The organism is Gordonia sp. 852002-51296_SCH5728562-b, assembly GCF_001665475.1.
Lineage (GTDB): Bacteria > Actinomycetota > Actinomycetes > Mycobacteriales > Mycobacteriaceae > Gordonia > Gordonia sputi.
Genome location: NZ_LZMI01000105.1, coordinates 44,247 through 61,312, shown reverse-complemented (window position 1 = coordinate 61,312; position 17,066 = coordinate 44,247). Strand labels below are relative to the sequence as shown.

The window sequence follows — 17,066 nt, the reverse complement described above, 5'->3', positions numbered from 1 at the left end:
ATAAAGCGATGGGGCGCACCGTAATCGGTGCGCCCCATCTCCGATCAGAGGTCGGGTTGATCCTCCGGGATCAGGCGGCTGTCCTCGCCGCGTCGGCGACCGGCTCGAGAGCCTGTGCGACGACATCGGCAACGTCGGCCACCGGGGTGACCGTGACGGCGTCGAGGATCTCAGCCGGGACGTCGTCGAGGTCGGCCTCGTTACGCGGTGAGATGAACACCTGCGTCAGCCCGTTACGTTGTGCCGCAAGCAGTTTCTGCTTGAGCCCGCCGATCGGGAGCACGCGGCCGTTGAGCGTGACCTCGCCGGTCATGCCCACCTCGGCACGGACCTTGCGACCCGTCGCCATCGACACCAGGGCTGTCACCATCGTGATGCCGGCACTCGGACCGTCCTTAGGCACCGCGCCCGCCGGGACATGCACGTGGATCGTGCCCTCCAGGTTCTTCGGGTCGACGCCGAGTTCGCGGGCGTGCGCACGGACATACGACAGCGCGATCTGCGCGGACTCCTTCATGACGTCGCCGAGTTGGCCGGTCAGTTGCAGACCACCCTTGCCCTCGCCCGTATCGGTGCGGTTGGCCTCGATGAACAGCACGTCGCCGCCCATTCCGGTCACGGCAAGTCCGGTGGCAACACCGGGGACTGCCGTACGCTCCTCGGACTCCGGCGTGAACCGGGCGCGGCCGAGATACTCCTTGAGATCGGACTCCTCGATCGTGACAGGCGTTGTGGCCTTACCACTTTCGACGTTCGTCGCGACCTTGCGGAACAGCTTGGCGAGCAGTCGCTCGTACTGGCGCACACCCGGTTCCCGGGTGTAGTTGGCAGCGATCTCGCGCAGCGCATCCTCGGTCACCGACACCTCGTCGTTTGTCAGCGCAGCGCGCTCCTCCTGCCGCGGGAGCAGGAAGTCGCGGGCGATGGCCACCTTGTCGTCCTCGGTGTAGCCGTCGATCGTGACGAGCTCCATACGGTCGAGCAGGGCCGACGGGATGTTCTCGATGACGTTGGCTGTCGCGAGGAACACGACGTCGGACAGGTCGAGGTCGAGATCGAGGTAGTGATCGCGGAACGTGTGGTTCTGCGCGGGGTCGAGGACCTCGAGCAGCGCGGCCGCGGGATCGCCACGGAAGTCGGAACCGACCTTGTCGATCTCATCCAGCAGCACAACGGGATTCATCGATCCCGCCTCGCCGATGGCACGCACGATGCGGCCCGGCAGTGCGCCGACGTAGGTACGACGGTGACCGCGGATCTCGGCCTCGTCGCGCACACCGCCGAGAGCGACGCGCACGAACTTGCGACCGAGCGCACGGGCAACAGACTCACCCAGCGACGTCTTGCCGACACCGGGAGGACCGGCCAGCACCATCACGGCACCGGACCCGCGTCCGCCGACGACCTGCAGCTTGCGCTCGGCACGTCGGGCACGCACCGCCAGATACTCGACGATGCGATCCTTCACGTCGTCGAGACCGTGGTGATCGGCGTCGAGGATCTCACGGGCACCCTTGATGTCCGTCGAATCCTCGGTGGTGACGCTCCACGGCAGATCGAGAACGGTGTCCAACCATGTTCTGATCCAACCGGTTTCGGGCGACTGATCACTGGCGCGCTCGAGTTTGCCGACCTCACGCAGTGCGGCTTCTCGCACGTTATCGGGAAGATCGGCCGTTTCGACGCGACCGCGGTAGTCGTCGGCACCGTCGGGTTCGTCCTCACCGAGTTCCTTGCGGATCGCGGCGAGTTGCTGGCGGAGCAGGAATTCCTTCTGCTGCTTCTCCATCCCGTTCCGAACGTCGTCGGCGATCTTGTCGGAGACCTCGGTCTCGGCGATGTGCTCGCTGGTCCAGTCGATCAGCAGTTGCAGACGTTCGCCGACGTCCGGCGTCTCGAGAAGTTGTCGCTTCTGGACGTCGTCGAGCCACGACGAGTAGCCCGACGTGTCGGCGAGATCGGACGGGTCGGTCATCTTGTTCACCGCGTCGATGATCTGCCACGCCTCACGACGCTGCAGCATGGCCAGCACGAGTTTCTTGTACTCCGCGGCCAGCGCCTTGGTCTCGGGCGTCGCCTCGGCGTCGTCGACCTCGGTCACCTCGACCCACAGCGCGTTGCCGTGGCCAGTGGTCCCGGTGCCGATGTGGGCACGTGTCTCGCCCTTGACGACGGCAGCTTGCACACCGCCGGGCATACGTCCGACCTGCACGATCGACGCCAGAACGCCATAGGTGGGATACCGGTCGTCCAGGCGGGGAGCGACCAGCAGTTTTCCGGACTCACTGGCCCGGGCCGCGTCCACTGTCGCCTGCGCAGCGTCGTCGAGAGGCACCGGCACAACCATGCCGGGCAGGACGACCAGATCAGGAACGAAGAGGACGGGCACTGAATACGTGTCAGACATGTAACCTCCAAAGTTCAGTCTGATGGACTCAACCTGGGTGGCAGGATGTTTGTTCCCGGGCAGATTTCGCCTGGGGCGGAATTGGGAGGCTCCGCTCTGCCGCCTGGCCCACGCTGGCCGCCGATGCGGGGCTAAATGTGTGTCGTATCCAAGGATGTGGGTGCTGCAACGCCCACATCCTTCGATTGGACACTCATTCAGGCGCAGCACCCCATCACTCCCCCAAGCTGAGTGAACGGACGACTTTCACACCTGCCGGAACATTTCGGGTGGCCGGACGAATCGAACTGACACATACAGATTCGACGTCAAGGAAGGTCCGACAATGTCTCGAAGCACGAGCGCTCGCCCACCATCGACAGCGGAGACGGGGAGCCTGCTCAGATCAGGTCGACGAGCCCTCGTCGGCGTGATTCTCGCCGTGATGGCGTCGATCGCCCTGATCGTGGCAGCGCCGACGCAGGCCTTCGCCGCGCCCGCACCGGACTGCTCGACGCTCCCCTCGCGGGTCCAGGCACTCCAGTCGCAGGCGAACACACTCAAGGGCCAGATCGACGCGCACAACTCCCGCGGCGGAAGCGTCGACACGACGAACGCCGGAGCCGTCGGCGCCTACAACGCCGAGGCCCAGCAACTCACCGGCCAGCGCGATGCCCTACAGGCACAGGCCAACGGGCTGCAGTCGGAGCTTTCAGCCTGCGGTTCGAAGGAGACCGCACCGGCGATCCCGAATACCGACGGCAGCGCACCTGCGCCTCCCGCGCCGGCGAAGCCAGCAAAGCCAGAGGCGCCAGCTAAGCCCGCGCCCGCGAAGCCGGCGCCCCCGAAGTCGGACGCCACGCCCGCGCCTGCGCCCGCGAAGCCGGCGGCCCCGAAGTCGGACGCCAAGCCTGCACCGCAGAACTCCGCACCCGCGCAGCCCGCGGCACCCAAACCCGCCGCACCCGCGCAGCCCGCATCACCCAAACCCTCGCAACCCGCCGCGCCGGCGCCTGAGCAGTCCGCGCAACCGAAGCCGACCGGCGTCGAGCAGCGCAACGCTCCGATGCAGAGCAAGATCAACGATCCGGAGTATCGCGCGAAGTACTACCAGCAGCAGGGATCGAACGGCGTCATCAAGCGGAAGCCGGGAAGCGGCGTCGACGCCAATGGCGAGCTGGTTCCGGCCATCCGCGAGAATCCGAAGCAGCCCGGGAGCTTCGTCGAATCCCAGTCGTCGCCGACGGTCCGTGCCACATACGACGGTCCCGCTCAGCAGCGCGCGCCGACCAGTGCCGAATCGTCGCAGATGCGCGAGAACGTCGTGGCCCGCAATCAAGCTGTCCGCGACGTGCAGCGACTCAAGGCCGAAAGTGCGGGCCCAGCAGACGACGGGTGGCAAGGTCGATCCACGGACCGAGTCCGAGCTGAAGGACGCCTATGTTCGGCAAACCGCACAGGGCGAGGGGCTCGGCGAGGCGGCCGGCCGACAGGCCATCGCACGTGACTATCCGGCGTCGAAGTACGACGTCCGTGAGCTGACGAGCCCCCGTGGCCGATCCGGTCCGGGTGACCCGGACCAGGTATTCGTGGTGCGAGCCAAAACCGGAGGCTCCGAGCGAATGGTGGTTCAGGAGGTCAAGGGGCCGTCGGCCAAGTCGGGGTCTCGGATCGGCCTCGACGGCCAGCGGTACGAACAGGGAACCCGTGGCTACCTGGATTCACTCATCGACGAGATGGCCCGAAACGGCGACCCACGCGCATTGAGCATGCGGAGCGCGCTCAACCGCGGTGCACTCAGCTACCGTCTCGTGAAGGCGCGCGTGTCGGGTGACGAGTGGGCAGGCTATAGCGTTCGTAACTTCGACATCGGATAGGACCACACGATGCACTCTGTAACCAGGCACGAACTTGGCCGATCGATCGACGAATTGCGCGAACTGGCAACCGAATCCGACGACGCGCTGGTGTCGCACTTCGAGGACATCAGCCTGTACCCGGAGTCGACGATGCCGACCGCGGCACTCGCGGCCACCAGCGCCGCAGCACTCCACTTCGGATCGGACCCGTCCGGATCACGCGCCGAGACCCGCGTCGCGGCCCGTCGGGCCGAGCAGATCTACCTCGGGATGTACCAACTCGCAGCGCTCCCGCCTGGCCAACCATTCGTCCTCGAGATGGACTCTGCGGGTCTAGCCAGTCACGGCACCGGGCACAATCCCCGCGCGGTGAACGCACAGACCTGGCTCGACGCGTACTGGTGGGCACGCGCCACACGCAACGGGACGGCACGCGAGACGCTCGACGCCGTCGACCCCGCACTGTTGACGCAGGGCAGCCGCAACGACCGTGCGCTGCTCGGACTCGTCGAGGCGCTGCAGGCACGCGACCGCAAAGACCCCGAGTGGGCTGAGACACTGAAATCTGCTGTTTCCCACGTCAACTCGCCAACAGTCTCGACGAAGGAGGAGGCTCGGCTGCTGCAGCTGGACCTGTTCGGCGTGCTGGGCACCATCGGCAATGAACCCGACGACCAGGCCAACTTCACCGAGCAGCTGACCGACGCCCTGACCGACCACCGGACGTACTGGAGTGCGAACGAAGCACGCAGCGACACTCCCCGTGGCTTCTTCTCGCTTCCACTGTTCGGCCTGTGCGCGATGGCATTCGACGAGGGCATGACGATCGACGTCGAATCCGACTATCTCCCCGTCGAACTCATTCAGAACCCGCCCTGGATGTTCGAGCTGGACTAGAGCGCTCCGAAGCATCGCCTTCCGCGCCAACCCGCCAGCTGAATATGTGTCGTATTGGAGGATGTGGGTGCTGCAGCACCCACATCCTTCGATTAGACACACATTCAGGGCGCACCCGGAGCCCGATCTCACGTGATCGCAGCGATGGTCCTATCCGACATCCGTGGTGACACGAGGTCGATCGCAGGCAGCAGGTAGCGCACGACGGCCGGCGACACCTCTTCGGGTCGGTGGGTGATCGCGCGGACGATCCAGCTCGCCGCCTCGTCGACCTCCAGCGCGCCGACGTCGTCGTATTCGGCTGTGGGAGCGATCATCTCGGTACGCACCAGCGGGAAGTAGACGTTGGTCGCCGTAACTCCCTCTGGCCGTTCAGCGTTCAGGCTGCGACCGAAAATCGCCAATGCACTCTTCGACCCCGCGTAGGCCGAGAACCGCGGAAACGTGTTGGCGTGCAGCGCCCAGGTGCACACATTGACGAACTGCCCCTCACCGCGTTCGACCATGCCCGGCAACAGTCCGAGTGAGAGCTGCACGGCGGCAAGGTAGTTGAGTCGTGCTGTGCGCTGATAGTCGTGGAATCGTTCGGTCGAGTCGACGATGGTGCGTCGAATCGAGTGGCCTGCGTTGTTGACCAGAACGTCCACAAATTCGTCGGCGAGGTCGGCGATGAGTTGGTCGTTCGACGCCTCGTCGGAGAGATCGCACACCCGGTACTCGCAGCCGGTCTCGGCCGCCAGCTCGCGCAGCTTCTCCTCGCCGCGCGCCACACCGATCACACGTGCTCCGCGCGCGGCGAGCTGGCGCGCCGACTCCCGACCGATCCCCGCCGACGCCCCGGTGATCACGACGGTGAGACCTGCGACGTCGCGGCCGCGTCCCGCCAGCGCGGCGTCGACGAATCCCGGGACGAAACTACGACGTTGAACCAGAGCCTGAACCCTGCGCTGAATGGACATCGATTCCCCCTATCAGGCGGCACATCTGCGTGCGCGACGTACACATCGTCCTCGTGCCTACCCCTGAAACCTAGCCTTCGCGCTCGAGAACGTCGGCGACGTCGGGTGCAATCTCGCGAAGGATGCAGCGCGCAGACCTCCCGAGTGCGGCGAGGTCGTCGGGACTGAGCGGGTCGACGACCGCCCGACGCACTTCGGCCGCATGGCCGGGGGCGCACTCGGTAAGCTTGCGCACGCCGTCATCGGTGATCTGCGCCAGCGTGTGCCTCCCGCCGCCGGGATTGGCAATGCGTGCCACCCAGCCCGAACGTTCGAGTCTCGTCATCGCATGCGACAGCCGCGACAGTGAGCTCTGCGTCAGCAAAGCGAGGTCGGACAGCGGACGGGTGTGGTCGGGAGATGACTCGAGACGGACCAGGACGTGGTACTCGAACATGTTCAGCCCGGCGTCGCGCTTGAGTTGTGAGTCGAGCGCGGCAGGCAGCGTCGTCAGGAGTGCCATCACCGATTTCCACTCCCTGAGCTGCGCGTCGTCGAGCCATGGTGCATCAGACATGACGCTCAGCATACGCCGACTTGAACATTCAAGTAACCGCGTGTAGCTTTGGTTGAACATTCAATAACCTGTCTGCCACTGCAGCGGTTTACTCAGGAGCTGTCACGTTCATCGCCACCGTCGTCCTCGCCATCGTGTTCGCACTGATGCTCGTCTTCTCGGGAGTGGGCAAACTGCGCCACGACCCCAAGCAGATGGGTGTGATGACCGAGGTCGGATTCCCCGAGGACAAGGTGGGCCTCCTCGCACTCGCCGAGTTCGCGGGAGCAATCGGCCTCATCGTCGGCCTGTTCTGGTGGCCGATCGGCGTCGCAGCAGCGATCGGAACCTTCCTCTACTTCCTCGGCGCAGCGATCTTCCACCTTCGCGTAGGCGACAAGAACATCGCGCCCGTCATCGTGCTGATGCTCGTCTCGATCGCCTACATCGTCCTGCGTGTGCTGAGCATCTGACAGGTACCCCCGAAGCGGGCGCCTGACCGCAGCGAACGCGCCTCAGCCGCCCGCGAAGAACAAGCTCAGCGCCCGCGCTGGCTCCAGTGCGCTCGATATGTTGGCGACGCAGAGCACCAGCACCGCCGCGGCCACCGTCAACGTGGCTGCGGCGGTTGCGGTTGCCGAACGGCCACGCACCGAATAGCTCAGTGCGCCACCGCCATTCAAACCAGGATGACGGCCGCGCCACAGACGAACCGCGAGCACGCCGAGTAGCGCCGCGAATACCGCGGACAGCACCGCCACCACGACGTGGTAGCGCGCGAAGTCGGCGACGAGGTGATCGGCAACCGGCGACGCACCCGGTGTGTCGATCCCGTGACGCACAGCGTCAACTGCCGCCGCGAGGGACGAATCACGTTGCGCAGGCAGCAATGACACCGCCGATGACAGCGGCGCAATCGCGCCCTGGATGTTGGCCATCAGCAACGCAGCGGCAGTGATCGTTCCGAGCGAAGCAGTCAAGCCGGCGACCACGTAAGCCACCGTCCGCCCGCGCCCATCAGCCTGGCGCCCCTGATACGACGTGCCCTGATACGACGTGCCCTGATACGACTTATCCTGATACGACGCCCAGAGCCGTCGGCACGCCGAGCACATCACGAGCAGCGCCAAGGCGGCGATCACCGCTTTCGCGACGTGATAGCGCGCCCAGTAGTCGACGACGGTCTTGAGGCTGTCCGGCAGAACTGCGCTCCCCGAGCTCGAATAGTCGATGAATGCGACGCGCATCGACTGCACAAGGCGCGCGTTGTCGCCGTATCCGCCGTAGTGGCCACCCGCGAGGTAGGCGGGCGCGAACACGAAGGCGATGCCGAGCACCGCGAGTATCCCCGCATACGTTCCGGCCCACTTACCCGATGATGTTGACGTCACCCGGTCGACAGTAGCGCCGCGTACGCGGCCATGGCCTTGCCCGACGAGATGAGCGGATCGCGAGACCTCGACGTGCGCGCCACGCCCTGAATGTGTGTCGACGCTTTCCTGACCCGTCAGCCCGACGTCGACGAACGCACCCGCGTCGCGGGGTCCTGACACGCGGCGTTCACCGTCGGCGTCACCTGTGGTCGGAAGCCGGTACCCGACCGGATCGTGAAGGCCGCGACCAGTCCGCCGAGGGCGCAGAAGACCGCGGAGATGAGCATCGCCGTCGTGAAGCCGGGACCGAGCGGCTGGCCCGGTCCCGCGCTGATTCCCGCAACAGCAGGAAGAACCGCGACGGCGAGCAGTCCCGCAATCCTCGACACGGCGTTGTTGACGCCCGACGCCGCGCCGGCGTGCGCGTCGTCGACCGCAGCGAGCGCCGCGGCGGTCAGGGGCGCGACCGTGATGGTCATACCCACGCCGAACAGGATCACCGCGGGGAACACCGCACCGAGATAGCTTGCCCCCGGGACGATCCGCGCCATCAACGCCAGCCCGATGCCCGCGATGACCGGACCCACGGTCATCGGAATGCGAGGACCAGTCTTCTGCGCAACCCGCCCCGACAGGGATGACCCGAAGAGCATCACGACGGTGTTCGGCACCATCGCAGCGCCGGCTTCCAATGCCGAGTACCCCAGGCTTTGTTGCAGTTGCAGCGCAACAAGAAACAGCGCTCCGCCGAGCGCGGCATAGACGAGCAGCGTCGTCGCATTTGCTCCGGTGAACTGGGCCGAGCGGAACATCGACAACTCGAGAAGCGGTGCAGGCGTGCGTAGTTCGATCAGCACGAACACCACCAGAAGCACAACTCCTGCGATTCCTATGGCGATGATCCACGGCGTCCACCCGCGCGACGGCCCCTCGATCAGCGCAACGATCACGCCCGCAAGTCCCAGCATGATGGTGACGGCACCGGGTATGTCGGGACGCCCAGCCACGCCCGGCTCTTTCGATTCGTCTATGTGCCGCAACGTGATTGCCACCGCAACGAGCGCGATCGGGACGCTGAGGAAGAAGACCCACCGCCACGACGCGGCGTCGACAAGCCATCCGCCGACGAACGGCCCGAGTGCACTCGTCGCCCCGGACATCCCCGCCCACAGCCCGACTGCCTGTCCTCGCTCCTCTTCACGGATACCGGCGTTGACCAGTGCAAGGCTGCCCGGCACGAGTGCTGCCGCCGCGACGCCCTGCACGAGACGCGCCACCACCAACCACTCGATGGTCGGTGCGAGACCACACGCGATCGAGGCGATAGCGAACACGATCAGTCCGCCGACGAATACGGCTCTGCGGCCGTACCGATCCCCCGCGACACCGCCGGTCAGCAGCAGCGCGCTGAGCGTGAGCATGTACCCGTCGACGACCCACTGCTGTCCGGCGAGCCCGGTATCGAGGTCACGCGCGATGGTCGGCAACGCGACGTTCACGACGGTGCCGTCGAGGAAGGCGACCCCCGAACCGAGCACAGCCGAGGCGATCAGCCATCGCCCCTTCGCCGACGATGCGCTGACTCCCGGCATGCCATCGTTCGGCGCAGACGTGTGCATGTCGTTGCCCGTCTCTCACAGTCGTGGTGCAGTGGTGTCGGCGGCATTCGGAGCCGCTCGTTGTCCCCACGATGCTCCGAATGCACGCAACTCGCCAATGAACGCCAGTCAGCCAGTGTTGACCACCACAGGAGCCGACGATGACCACCGCCGCTAGACGCTTACTGACCGCGTTCGTTCTCGTCGCATTGGCCCTGGTCAGCGGACCGGCCCTGGCGAATGCCGCGCCGACGGCACCCGCGCGATCAGACGGCTGACATTCTCGATCCCCGCGATCGGCGGCGTCGAGGCCGGTCCGGCCGGCGTGCCCGGCGGATCGCTTCGTCCGGTCACTGTCGTCGCGCAACCGGCGCCGCGCACCCTGCAGTTCCCGCCACCGCCTTCCGCCGTCACCTTCTCGGTGCCGTCGCCTGCGCAGTATCACTACCAGTGCTCGTATCGGTACCTGTCGATCTCGTGGAACAACCTGCGGACCGGCAAGCACGGCGTGGTGTCTCTGCGTCACTGGCAGCTGCCGAGTTATCCGGTGAGCGGCTACCCGTCGACGCTGAAGACGTCGGCGGTCGCTGTGACCGGGTCGGGACCCGTCGTCGCGACGGTCAGCGTGCTGCGTGAGCAGCCGAATGCCGCACCACAGGTGATCAGCGTGATCCCAGGCGTGAACGCGATTCAACTGCCCTGATCGGCATGGTTGCGCCGTGCCGTGATCGCCGACGCCGCACTGCGGAGGTCTAGGCGAACGGCAGGCGGGACGACCACTGCCAGAGGGATGAAGACCGGCGCGAGCACGATCGGCAGCGTGAGCACGGCCCGCGCCCCGACGGTCGTCGAGCCGTCGGTTGCGCGGTCGACGGTGAGCACGAGCGCGGCGTCGACAAATCTCCACTGCCCGATCTCGACCCAACGCTGCGGTCGCGCACTTCGCACGACCTCCATCCGCGGACGAACACCCGGCACGACGGTGACGTCTGTCCACGACGTCCCGACGTCGCCGGGGCGATCGCCCAGCGGCATCAGATCGGCGATTGCCCGGAGGCTGGCTTGCCACTGTGGACGATTCGCCGGGTCGACGAGGTAGTCGAAGACCTCGTCGGGCGGGGCGTCGAAGGCGACTGACACGTCGGCGACGGCGCGGCGAACGGTCGACGGAATACGCATGGGTGCCACCGTCTACAGCGGCAACGTCGGCCAGGCGTCGGGTCCGGCACTGCCCGCGGCGTAGCCGTCGATCGGCACCTTGTTGGCACGCCACGCGTCGACGATGGGATCGACGATGCGCCAACACTCTTCGGCGGCGTCGCCGCGAACAGCAAGTGTCTCATCGCCTTTGATGATCCCCGACAGCACCTCGGCGTATGCGCGCATCGACGCGTTGCCGAAATCGGCATCGAGGTCAACAGTCTTGAGCGCGAAGGGATGTGAGCCACGGTGGACGTTGAGCCGCACCGACATCGCGTCATGACCGAACGTGAAACGCAGGACGTTGGGCTCGACCTGGTCCTCGAATTGCTCGGGGACATGCCGCAGCGGACGGAAGGTCAGCACGATCTCCTTCGCCTCCGGGTCGAGCGCCTTGCCCGAGCGCAGCGTGAACGGCACCCCCTGCCATCTGTTGGTGCGCACCTCGAACGTGGCTTCCGCCAGCGTCTCGGTGTTGTTCGACGCGTCGACGCCGTCTTCGTCGACGTAGTTGGGCAACTGCTCGCCGCCCGCTTCGCCCGCCGTGTAGCGGGCTCGCCGCGACGATGCCACGGCGTCGTCGTCCCAGATGTGCACCGCACGCAGGGCAGCACCGATCGCATCACGCAGATCGCGTTCGCCAAGTGTCGCAGGCGGTTCCATCGCGACCACGGCAACCAGTTGCAGCAGGTGACTCTGGATCATGTCCTGCAGCGCGCCGACCCCGTCGTAATAGCCTGCGCGGCCTTCTAATCCGAGGCTCTCGTCGTATCGGATGACGACCGACTCGATATGCGTTCCCGACCAGACCGGCTCGAAGACGCGGTTGGCCAGGCGCACACCGAGCAGGTCGAGCAACACCGACTGGCCGAGGAAGTGATCGACGCGGTAGATCTGGTTCTCGGGTACCAGCTCCAGCAGGAGCTCGTTGAGTTCGCGAGCCGACTTCTGGTCGCTCCCGAAGGGCTTCTCGGGGGCAAGAGTGGTGCCGGGCGGAAGGTCGACGTCGCGCAGCGCCTCGCACGCCTTGCGCGTCACCGACGGCGGCACCGCGAAGTACAGCACGGGACGACCGTCGATATCGCTGAGAACACTTCTGAGATCGTCGGCGTCAGTCGGGTCGCCCCGGCGGTACACGGTCTGCTCGGCCACCCGGTCGCCTGCGTCCGACCGCTCGTCGGCGAAGGCCTCGCGAACCTTGTCCCGCCACTGATCGTCGGTCAGGTCGTGTCTACCGACGCCGATCAGACGCACATTCAGATCTGGTTCGAGACCGAGCAACTGGCCGAGCGCAGGCAGGAGCAGCCGCTTGGTCAGGTCGCCCGTCGCGCCGAAGATGATCAACGTCGTCACCTGCGGTGACGTCTGGTCATCAGCGCTCGAGGTGTTGTCCGACGCCGGTCCGGTCACGTAGTCCTCCTCGACGATGAGCCCGTCGGTGCGGGCTCTATTGGCGTGTGCCCGACTCGCGAAGTTTCGTCGGACAACTGCGATCACAGGCAGAATCGAGTGCATGGCCGCCTATATCGAAGACTACGCACTCGTCGGCGATTGCCGCACCGGAGCGCTGATCTCCCGCACCGGTGACGTCGACTGGTTGTGCGTTCCGCGCTTCGACAGCGCCTCCATCTTCGGCAGTCTCCTCGGCAAACCCGACCACGGATCGTGGCATCTGGCGCCAACCGACCTCGACGCGACGGTGAGCCGACGCTACGACGACGAGACGCTGATCCTCGTGACGCGGTGGCAGACCGCGACGGGGGTCGTCGAGGTCCACGAGTTCATGCCGATCGACGGCGGGCGCGTCGATCTCGTCCGGCGAGTGGTCGGGATCAGCGGCCACGTCGAGATCGACACCGAACTCCGCATGCGCTTCGACTATTCGCGGGTCGTCCCGTGGGTGCTGCAGCACGGCGACGACGAGCACCCGGCGCTGAGGGCTGTCGCAGGCCCGGACGCCGTGATCGTCCGAGGTATCGCGTTGAAGGCCACCGACCATGTACACCGCGCGACGACGACAGTGCGTGAGGGCCAGACGCTCGACTTGGTGTTGACCTGGTATCACTCGTACCGCGAAGAGCCCGAACCACTCGACGTCGACAAGGCGCTGCGCGAAACACGCGACTGGTGGACGGAGTGGGCCGGACGTATCGACCACACCGGATCGCGCGACGCGGCGATCGTGCGATCGCTGATCACGTTGCGCGCGTTGAGTAACCTCGACACCGGCGGGATCGTTGCCGCAGCAACCACGTCGCTCCCCGAATCCATTGGTGGATCACGTAATTGGGACTACCGCTACGTGTGGCTACGCGACGCCGCACTGACACTCGACGTCCTCGTCTGTCACGGATTCGTCCGCGTCGCCGAGCACTGGCGGATGTGGTTGCTGCGCGCCATCGCCGGAGATCCCAGTCAACTGCAGATCATGTACGGTATCGCGGGCGAGCGTGAACTGCCCGAAATCGAGATGCCCCAGTTCCCCGGATACGAGGGCTCCGCACCGGTGCGGGTCGGCAACGGGGCCGTCGATCAGTTCCAGGCCGACACCATCGGAGAGGTGCTCGTCGCGCTCGACGCCGCCCGCGCGGCAGGGCTACCGGAGAACAAAATCTCGTGGTCGCTGCAACGCGAACTACTCAAACGGGCCGAGGAGAACATCGACAAGCCCGACAACGGCATCTGGGAGATCCGCGGACCGCTACGCAAGTTCACACACTCGCGGGCGATGGTGTGGGCGGCGTTCGACCGCGGCGTCCGAGCCGTCGAAGAACACGGACTCAAGGGGCCTGCCAACCATTGGAAAGCGTTGCGCGACAAGATTCGTGCCGAGATCGAGGAGACCATGGTCGACCCGGACACCGGTCGGTTCGTCCAGTACCCGGGCACCACGGAGGTCGACGCCTCGCTCCTGCAACTCCCCCAGGTCGGCTTCTGCGACTTCGACGATCCGCGCATGCTCGCCACGGTCGAGGGCATCGAACAAACCCTGATGCAGGGCGGATTGGTGCTGCGCTACCGGACGTCGTCGCACGTCGACGGGCTCGACGGCACCGAGCACCCCTTCATGGCGTGTACTTTCTGGCTTGCCGAGCAATACGCCCGCAGCGGCAGGCGCGGCGACGCCGAGAAAGTGATGGCCCAGGGTATGGCGACGGCCAACGATGTCGGACTGTTCTCCGAGGAGTACGACGTCGACGCGCGTAGGCAGGTCGGAAACACGCCACAGGCGCTGTCGCACTTGGCATTTGTGCGCGCCGCGGATGCGTTCGCCGACTATCCGGACAACTGAGTCCGTCCTAAACGGACAACTGGCCCCGTCCTAACCGGACAATTGCCCCCGCCGCCCCGCGAGCAGCCTCAGCGGTGAGACCCCAACGGGGAGTTCACAAACCACACGATCTCCTCGCGCATCGACCGACTGCGCCAGCCATCTTCGGTGCGGACGAGTTCATGGTGGTAGTAGCCGCCACACGAACTCTGCTCGCCGAGCCCCGGTATCTGCATGGGGTTGAAGAACTGTGCGCGGACGGTAGCCTTGTCGCCGCTGATCTCGGCGTCGATGTTCATCACGTAGTGCATCGTCATCTCCAACGACGACAGCCCCCGCTCGAGCCAATCGACAACATCGCCGACGCCGCCGACGATTCCGAACGGCGATGCCGTGTAGTCGATTTCGGCGTCGTCGGTGAAAACCGTACGATAGAGCGACCAATCCCTTGCGTCGACCGCGGTTGCGTACCGAGTCAGCAACTGCCGGATCTCAAGCGTGTCCCCGAGGGTCTGGGTGTCCACTTCGCTCCTCCCCCTGCTCAATTCGGTGTGATCTCGATGGTCACCGCGTCGGGATAGAACGCGACGTGGCCTGCGATCTCGCCGACCGCGGGGTACGGCTGGTCGTAGAACCACACCTTGTCGGCGAGAGTCGCACCGTCGGCACCGACTATCCCGTGGTATCCGGCCTCCCCCTTGTAGGGACAGTAGGTCTGATGCGTGCTCGGAGTGAGGACGTCGGCGTCGAGGTCGTGGCGCGGTATGTAGTAGACCGGCGGATACGACGCCTCACGCAGAATGAGCGCGGCGTCGGTCTCGGCAATGACGCGATCGCCGACGCGTACTCGCACATGTTCTGCGGTGGGTTCGACGGTGATCGGGTGGTCTTCGGTCGGCAATAGCACCTGGCGTTCGCTCATGAGTCTCCTGTGTCGGTCCTGCTTGTGTGTCGGTCCTGCTTGTGTGTCAGTCCTGTGTGGCCCGCAGCGGCGGACCGTCGAATCTCTCGATCGTGACGAACTCGTCGACGGGTTGCCTGCGCAGCTTCGTGAGCTGTTTGACCGGCTTGCCGATGGGCAACACGGCGGCGACCGCGTGCGTCGTCGGCAACCCGAGAAGTTCTTGGACGGCAGGCTCGCTCGCCGCGGCCATCGTCGTGACCGTGCCGCCGAAGCCGTGGGCACGAGCCTGTAGCAGGATGTTCCACACCAGCGGATAGATCGACGCACCGCTGATGACGCCGATACGGTCGAGATCCTGGTCGGTCGCCGCGACGACGGCGAGGTCGACCGACACGACGAGCACAACCGGAGCGTTGATGAGTGGCGAGACGAATGCGTCGACACCGTCGACGGCTTCGAGGTCGGCCTCGGTGACCGACGTCGGGTTGACCGGATTCCACGGACTCTCGCCTGCCGCCTTTTGTGCGAGATAGCGCCGGGCCGCCGGTTTGCTGAGGTCAGCGATCCGACGTTTCGTCTCGGCGTCGCGGACCACGGTCACGTGCGCGCCCTGACGGTTACCGCCGCTCGGGGCGAAGCGCGCGACGTCGAGGATGTCGAAGAGCACGTCGTCGGGAAGTGGGTCGTCGGTGTACGACCGCGATGCGAACGTCGTGCGCATCGCCTCGCTCAGGTCGAAGCCGCTCGTGCTCGTGTCGGAGTCCACCTCTTCACTATGCCAATCCGGTCAACCGGCGGGAGCGGTACTCGACGATCCGGCGCACTCGCGCGCCCGTGCTGATTGAATGGCTGTCGAGACGCGACGGCCATTCGACGGTCGATGCGGACAGAATGCGGGGGTGAGGCGTGAGCCGACGTTCGACGCTGCAGCGACTCGACCCGATCGGTTCGTGGGGCGGGCTGCACACCGTGAGTCGACTCGTCTACTCCACTCCTGGACCGGATGGAACGTCGGTCACCGCAACGGGATTGGTGTGCCTCCCAGATGGTCCGGCCCCCGCCGAGGGATGGCGGGTGGTCGCGTGGACCCACGGGACGTCGGGGTTGTCGGAGCATTGTGGGTTGACCGGCTCGCCAGATCTCGAGGCCGGGACCGGCGAGGTGATCGGCCGTCTCAACGCCGCCGGGTACGCCGTCGTCGCCCCGGACTACCTCGGCCTCGGGCCCGGCACCATCGGACCGCATCCGTATCTGCACACCGACACCGAATCGACCGCGACGATCGACGCAGTGGCCGCAGCACGCGCGGGCATCCATGAGCTGTCGCGGCACTGGGCCGTCGCCGGTCAGTCGCAGGGCGGTCACGCGGCACTCGCGGCGGGGCACCGCGCGGCGACGTATGCACCCGACCTGATCTTCCACGGCACCGCGGCCCTGGCCCCGGCGTCGAACATCGAGCACGTCTTCGCGATGGCCCGACCCGGGATGCCCTCAATCCCCGGCTTTCCCGTGGGCAGCCTGCTCGCGGTGCTGACCGGGATGACGGCGACGCCGACCAAGGTGGACGTCCGCGCCTACCTCACCCCTGCCGGCCAGCGAATCTCCGACGAGATGACCGGTGTGTGCAGCGCCGCGTGGCCGCAACTGGTTGCGGGTGTATCCACGGGTTCGGTAGTGGCGAAACCCCTGGGCGACAGCGATTTTCGACGCTCCCTCGCCGAATACATGGCCGTGCCCACCGGCGACTACGGCGCTCCGGTGTTGATCGTGCACGGCTGGAAGGACTCTCGCGTACCACTGCCGCTGACGCTACGTCTGCTCCGACAGTTCCGGCGAGCGGGCACGCGCTTCGAGTTCCACGCCGTCAACGCGGGCCACGACGACGTCCGCGACGGGGCCGGCCTCATGTACCTCCTGGCGTTCCTCCACCGCATCCTGCCCGCGCAGGGTTGAGCGGACGCACAGTCGGCCGGACAGAGCGCCCACTCGGCCTGACAGAGCGCCCACTCGACGAAATAAGGCGCACAGTCGGCGGGAGTTCCCGTCGACTGTGCGCCTTATTCAGCCCACTGTGCGCCGTATTC

Annotated in this window: 17 protein-coding genes; 7 read left to right on the top strand and 10 right to left on the bottom strand. The window is 66.1% G+C overall.

All coding sequences use genetic code 11. The features are described 5' to 3' along the window. Window positions 1-70: 70 nt before the first annotated feature. Window positions 71-2,407 carry an endopeptidase La gene (lon, locus tag A5766_RS18150; RefSeq protein ID WP_005201924.1) on the bottom strand — a complete coding sequence of 779 codons (2,337 nt, stop codon included), beginning with the start codon at window positions 2,405-2,407 and terminating at the stop codon, window positions 71-73. Window positions 2,408-2,831: 424 nt separating this feature from the next. Here lon and A5766_RS18145 point away from each other — a divergent pair, with 424 nt between their 5' ends. The 3 genes from A5766_RS18145 to A5766_RS18135 all read left to right on the top strand — a co-directional run bounded on the left by A5766_RS18145 (window position 2,832) and on the right by A5766_RS18135 (window position 5,142). Then, window positions 2,832-3,893, top strand: a complete 1,062-nt coding sequence (locus A5766_RS18145) for a hypothetical protein (protein ID WP_156527513.1) — start codon at window positions 2,832-2,834, stop codon at window positions 3,891-3,893. 115 nt (window positions 3,894-4,008) lie between these two features. Further along, window positions 4,009-4,263, top strand: a complete 255-nt coding sequence (locus A5766_RS24745) for a hypothetical protein (RefSeq protein WP_064905801.1) — start codon at window positions 4,009-4,011, stop codon at window positions 4,261-4,263. A gap of 9 nt (window positions 4,264-4,272) precedes the next feature. Next, a complete protein-coding gene (locus A5766_RS18135; protein WP_064905799.1) occupies window positions 4,273-5,142 on the top strand; it encodes an immunity 49 family protein in 870 nt (289 codons plus the stop codon). Between the two features lie 128 nt (window positions 5,143-5,270). On the opposite strand, the gene A5766_RS18130 is transcribed toward A5766_RS18135, so the two are convergent. Together A5766_RS18130 and A5766_RS18125 are read right to left on the bottom strand one after the other, a co-directional pair. Next, window positions 5,271-6,101 (bottom strand): SDR family NAD(P)-dependent oxidoreductase, encoded by an 831-nt coding sequence (locus tag A5766_RS18130; RefSeq protein WP_064905797.1) that lies wholly within the window; start codon window positions 6,099-6,101, stop codon window positions 5,271-5,273. 70 nt (window positions 6,102-6,171) lie between these two features. Then, a complete protein-coding gene (locus A5766_RS18125; protein WP_231894719.1) occupies window positions 6,172-6,657 on the bottom strand; it encodes a MarR family winged helix-turn-helix transcriptional regulator in 486 nt (161 codons plus the stop codon). 134 nt (window positions 6,658-6,791) lie between these two features. On the opposite strand from A5766_RS18125, the gene A5766_RS18120 reads away from it, so the two are divergent. After that, window positions 6,792-7,109, top strand: a complete 318-nt coding sequence (locus A5766_RS18120) for a DoxX family protein (RefSeq protein ID WP_231894718.1) — start codon at window positions 6,792-6,794, stop codon at window positions 7,107-7,109. A 42-nt stretch (window positions 7,110-7,151) separates the two neighbouring features. Here the strand turns inward: A5766_RS18120 and A5766_RS18115 are convergent, their stop codons facing one another. Together A5766_RS18115 and A5766_RS18110 are read right to left on the bottom strand one after the other, a co-directional pair. Then, window positions 7,152-8,027, bottom strand: a complete 876-nt coding sequence (locus tag A5766_RS18115) for a hypothetical protein (protein ID WP_156527512.1) — start codon at window positions 8,025-8,027, stop codon at window positions 7,152-7,154. 116 nt (window positions 8,028-8,143) lie between these two features. Then, on the bottom strand, window positions 8,144-9,628 hold the full coding sequence (locus A5766_RS18110; protein WP_005201931.1) for an MFS transporter: 1,485 nt from the start codon (window positions 9,626-9,628) through the stop codon (window positions 8,144-8,146). Window positions 9,629-9,932: 304 nt separating this feature from the next. Here A5766_RS18110 and A5766_RS18105 point away from each other — a divergent pair, with 304 nt between their 5' ends. Then, on the top strand, window positions 9,933-10,310 hold the full coding sequence (locus A5766_RS18105; RefSeq protein WP_005201932.1) for a hypothetical protein: 378 nt from the start codon (window positions 9,933-9,935) through the stop codon (window positions 10,308-10,310). On the opposite strand, the gene A5766_RS18100 is transcribed toward A5766_RS18105, so the two are convergent. Both A5766_RS18100 and A5766_RS18095 read right to left on the bottom strand, forming a co-directional pair. Beyond that, entirely contained in the window at window positions 10,298-10,786 is a 489-nt protein-coding gene (locus A5766_RS18100; RefSeq protein ID WP_005201933.1) for an SRPBCC family protein, read from the bottom strand. The genes A5766_RS18105 and A5766_RS18100 overlap by 13 nt on opposite strands. 12 nt (window positions 10,787-10,798) lie before the next feature. Beyond that, the gene (locus A5766_RS18095; protein ID WP_082933524.1) at window positions 10,799-12,322 is read right to left on the bottom strand and encodes a glucose-6-phosphate dehydrogenase; all 1,524 of its coding nucleotides are present in this window, start codon (window positions 12,320-12,322) and stop codon (window positions 10,799-10,801) included. Between A5766_RS18095 and A5766_RS18090 the strand changes: the two genes are divergently transcribed. Then, a complete protein-coding gene (locus tag A5766_RS18090; protein ID WP_005201935.1) occupies window positions 12,321-14,099 on the top strand; it encodes a glycoside hydrolase family 15 protein in 1,779 nt (592 codons plus the stop codon). The two genes, A5766_RS18095 and A5766_RS18090, sit on opposite strands and share 2 nt — an antisense overlap. A gap of 68 nt (window positions 14,100-14,167) precedes the next feature. On the opposite strand, the gene A5766_RS18085 is transcribed toward A5766_RS18090, so the two are convergent. The 3 genes from A5766_RS18085 to A5766_RS18075 are packed head-to-tail and all read right to left on the bottom strand — an operon-like array spanning window position 14,168 to window position 15,703. Beyond that, a complete protein-coding gene (locus tag A5766_RS18085) occupies window positions 14,168-14,602 on the bottom strand; it encodes a nuclear transport factor 2 family protein (RefSeq protein WP_005201936.1) in 435 nt (144 codons plus the stop codon). 17 nt (window positions 14,603-14,619) lie between these two features. Continuing rightward, window positions 14,620-15,000 (bottom strand): DUF427 domain-containing protein, encoded by a 381-nt coding sequence (locus A5766_RS18080; protein ID WP_005201937.1) that lies wholly within the window; start codon window positions 14,998-15,000, stop codon window positions 14,620-14,622. 46 nt (window positions 15,001-15,046) lie between these two features. Continuing rightward, window positions 15,047-15,703, bottom strand: a complete 657-nt coding sequence (locus A5766_RS18075; RefSeq protein ID WP_039854205.1) for a nitroreductase family protein — start codon at window positions 15,701-15,703, stop codon at window positions 15,047-15,049. Window positions 15,704-15,888: 185 nt separating this feature from the next. On the opposite strand from A5766_RS18075, the gene A5766_RS18070 reads away from it, so the two are divergent. Beyond that, window positions 15,889-16,935: an alpha/beta fold hydrolase gene (locus tag A5766_RS18070; protein WP_005201939.1), complete on the top strand. Its 1,047-nt coding sequence runs from the start codon at window positions 15,889-15,891 to the stop codon at window positions 16,933-16,935. The last annotated feature ends 131 nt before the right edge of the window (window positions 16,936-17,066 follow it).

What these genes read in the sequence shown, in the direction of transcription:
- lon (WP_005201924.1), bottom strand. Translation starts at nt 2,407, where the DNA reads ATGTCTGACACGTATTCAGTGCCCGTCCTCTTCGTTCCTGATCTGGTC.
- A5766_RS18145 (WP_156527513.1), top strand. Translation starts at nt 2,832, where the DNA reads ATGGCGTCGATCGCCCTGATCGTGGCAGCGCCGACGCAGGCCTTCGCC.
- A5766_RS24745 (WP_064905801.1), top strand. Translation starts at nt 4,009, where the DNA reads ATGGTGGTTCAGGAGGTCAAGGGGCCGTCGGCCAAGTCGGGGTCTCGG.
- A5766_RS18135 (WP_064905799.1), top strand. Translation starts at nt 4,273, where the DNA reads ATGCACTCTGTAACCAGGCACGAACTTGGCCGATCGATCGACGAATTG.
- A5766_RS18130 (WP_064905797.1), bottom strand. Translation starts at nt 6,101, where the DNA reads ATGTCCATTCAGCGCAGGGTTCAGGCTCTGGTTCAACGTCGTAGTTTC.
- A5766_RS18125 (WP_231894719.1), bottom strand. Translation starts at nt 6,657, where the DNA reads ATGTCTGATGCACCATGGCTCGACGACGCGCAGCTCAGGGAGTGGAAA.
- A5766_RS18110 (WP_005201931.1), bottom strand. Translation starts at nt 9,628, where the DNA reads ATGCACACGTCTGCGCCGAACGATGGCATGCCGGGAGTCAGCGCATCG.
- A5766_RS18100 (WP_005201933.1), bottom strand. Translation starts at nt 10,786, where the DNA reads ATGCGTATTCCGTCGACCGTTCGCCGCGCCGTCGCCGACGTGTCAGTC.
- A5766_RS18090 (WP_005201935.1), top strand. Translation starts at nt 12,321, where the DNA reads ATGGCCGCCTATATCGAAGACTACGCACTCGTCGGCGATTGCCGCACC.
- A5766_RS18095 (WP_082933524.1), bottom strand. Translation starts at nt 12,322, where the DNA reads ATGCACTCGATTCTGCCTGTGATCGCAGTTGTCCGACGAAACTTCGCG.
- A5766_RS18080 (WP_005201937.1), bottom strand. Translation starts at nt 15,000, where the DNA reads ATGAGCGAACGCCAGGTGCTATTGCCGACCGAAGACCACCCGATCACC.
- A5766_RS18075 (WP_039854205.1), bottom strand. Translation starts at nt 15,703, where the DNA reads ATGCGCACGACGTTCGCATCGCGGTCGTACACCGACGACCCACTTCCC.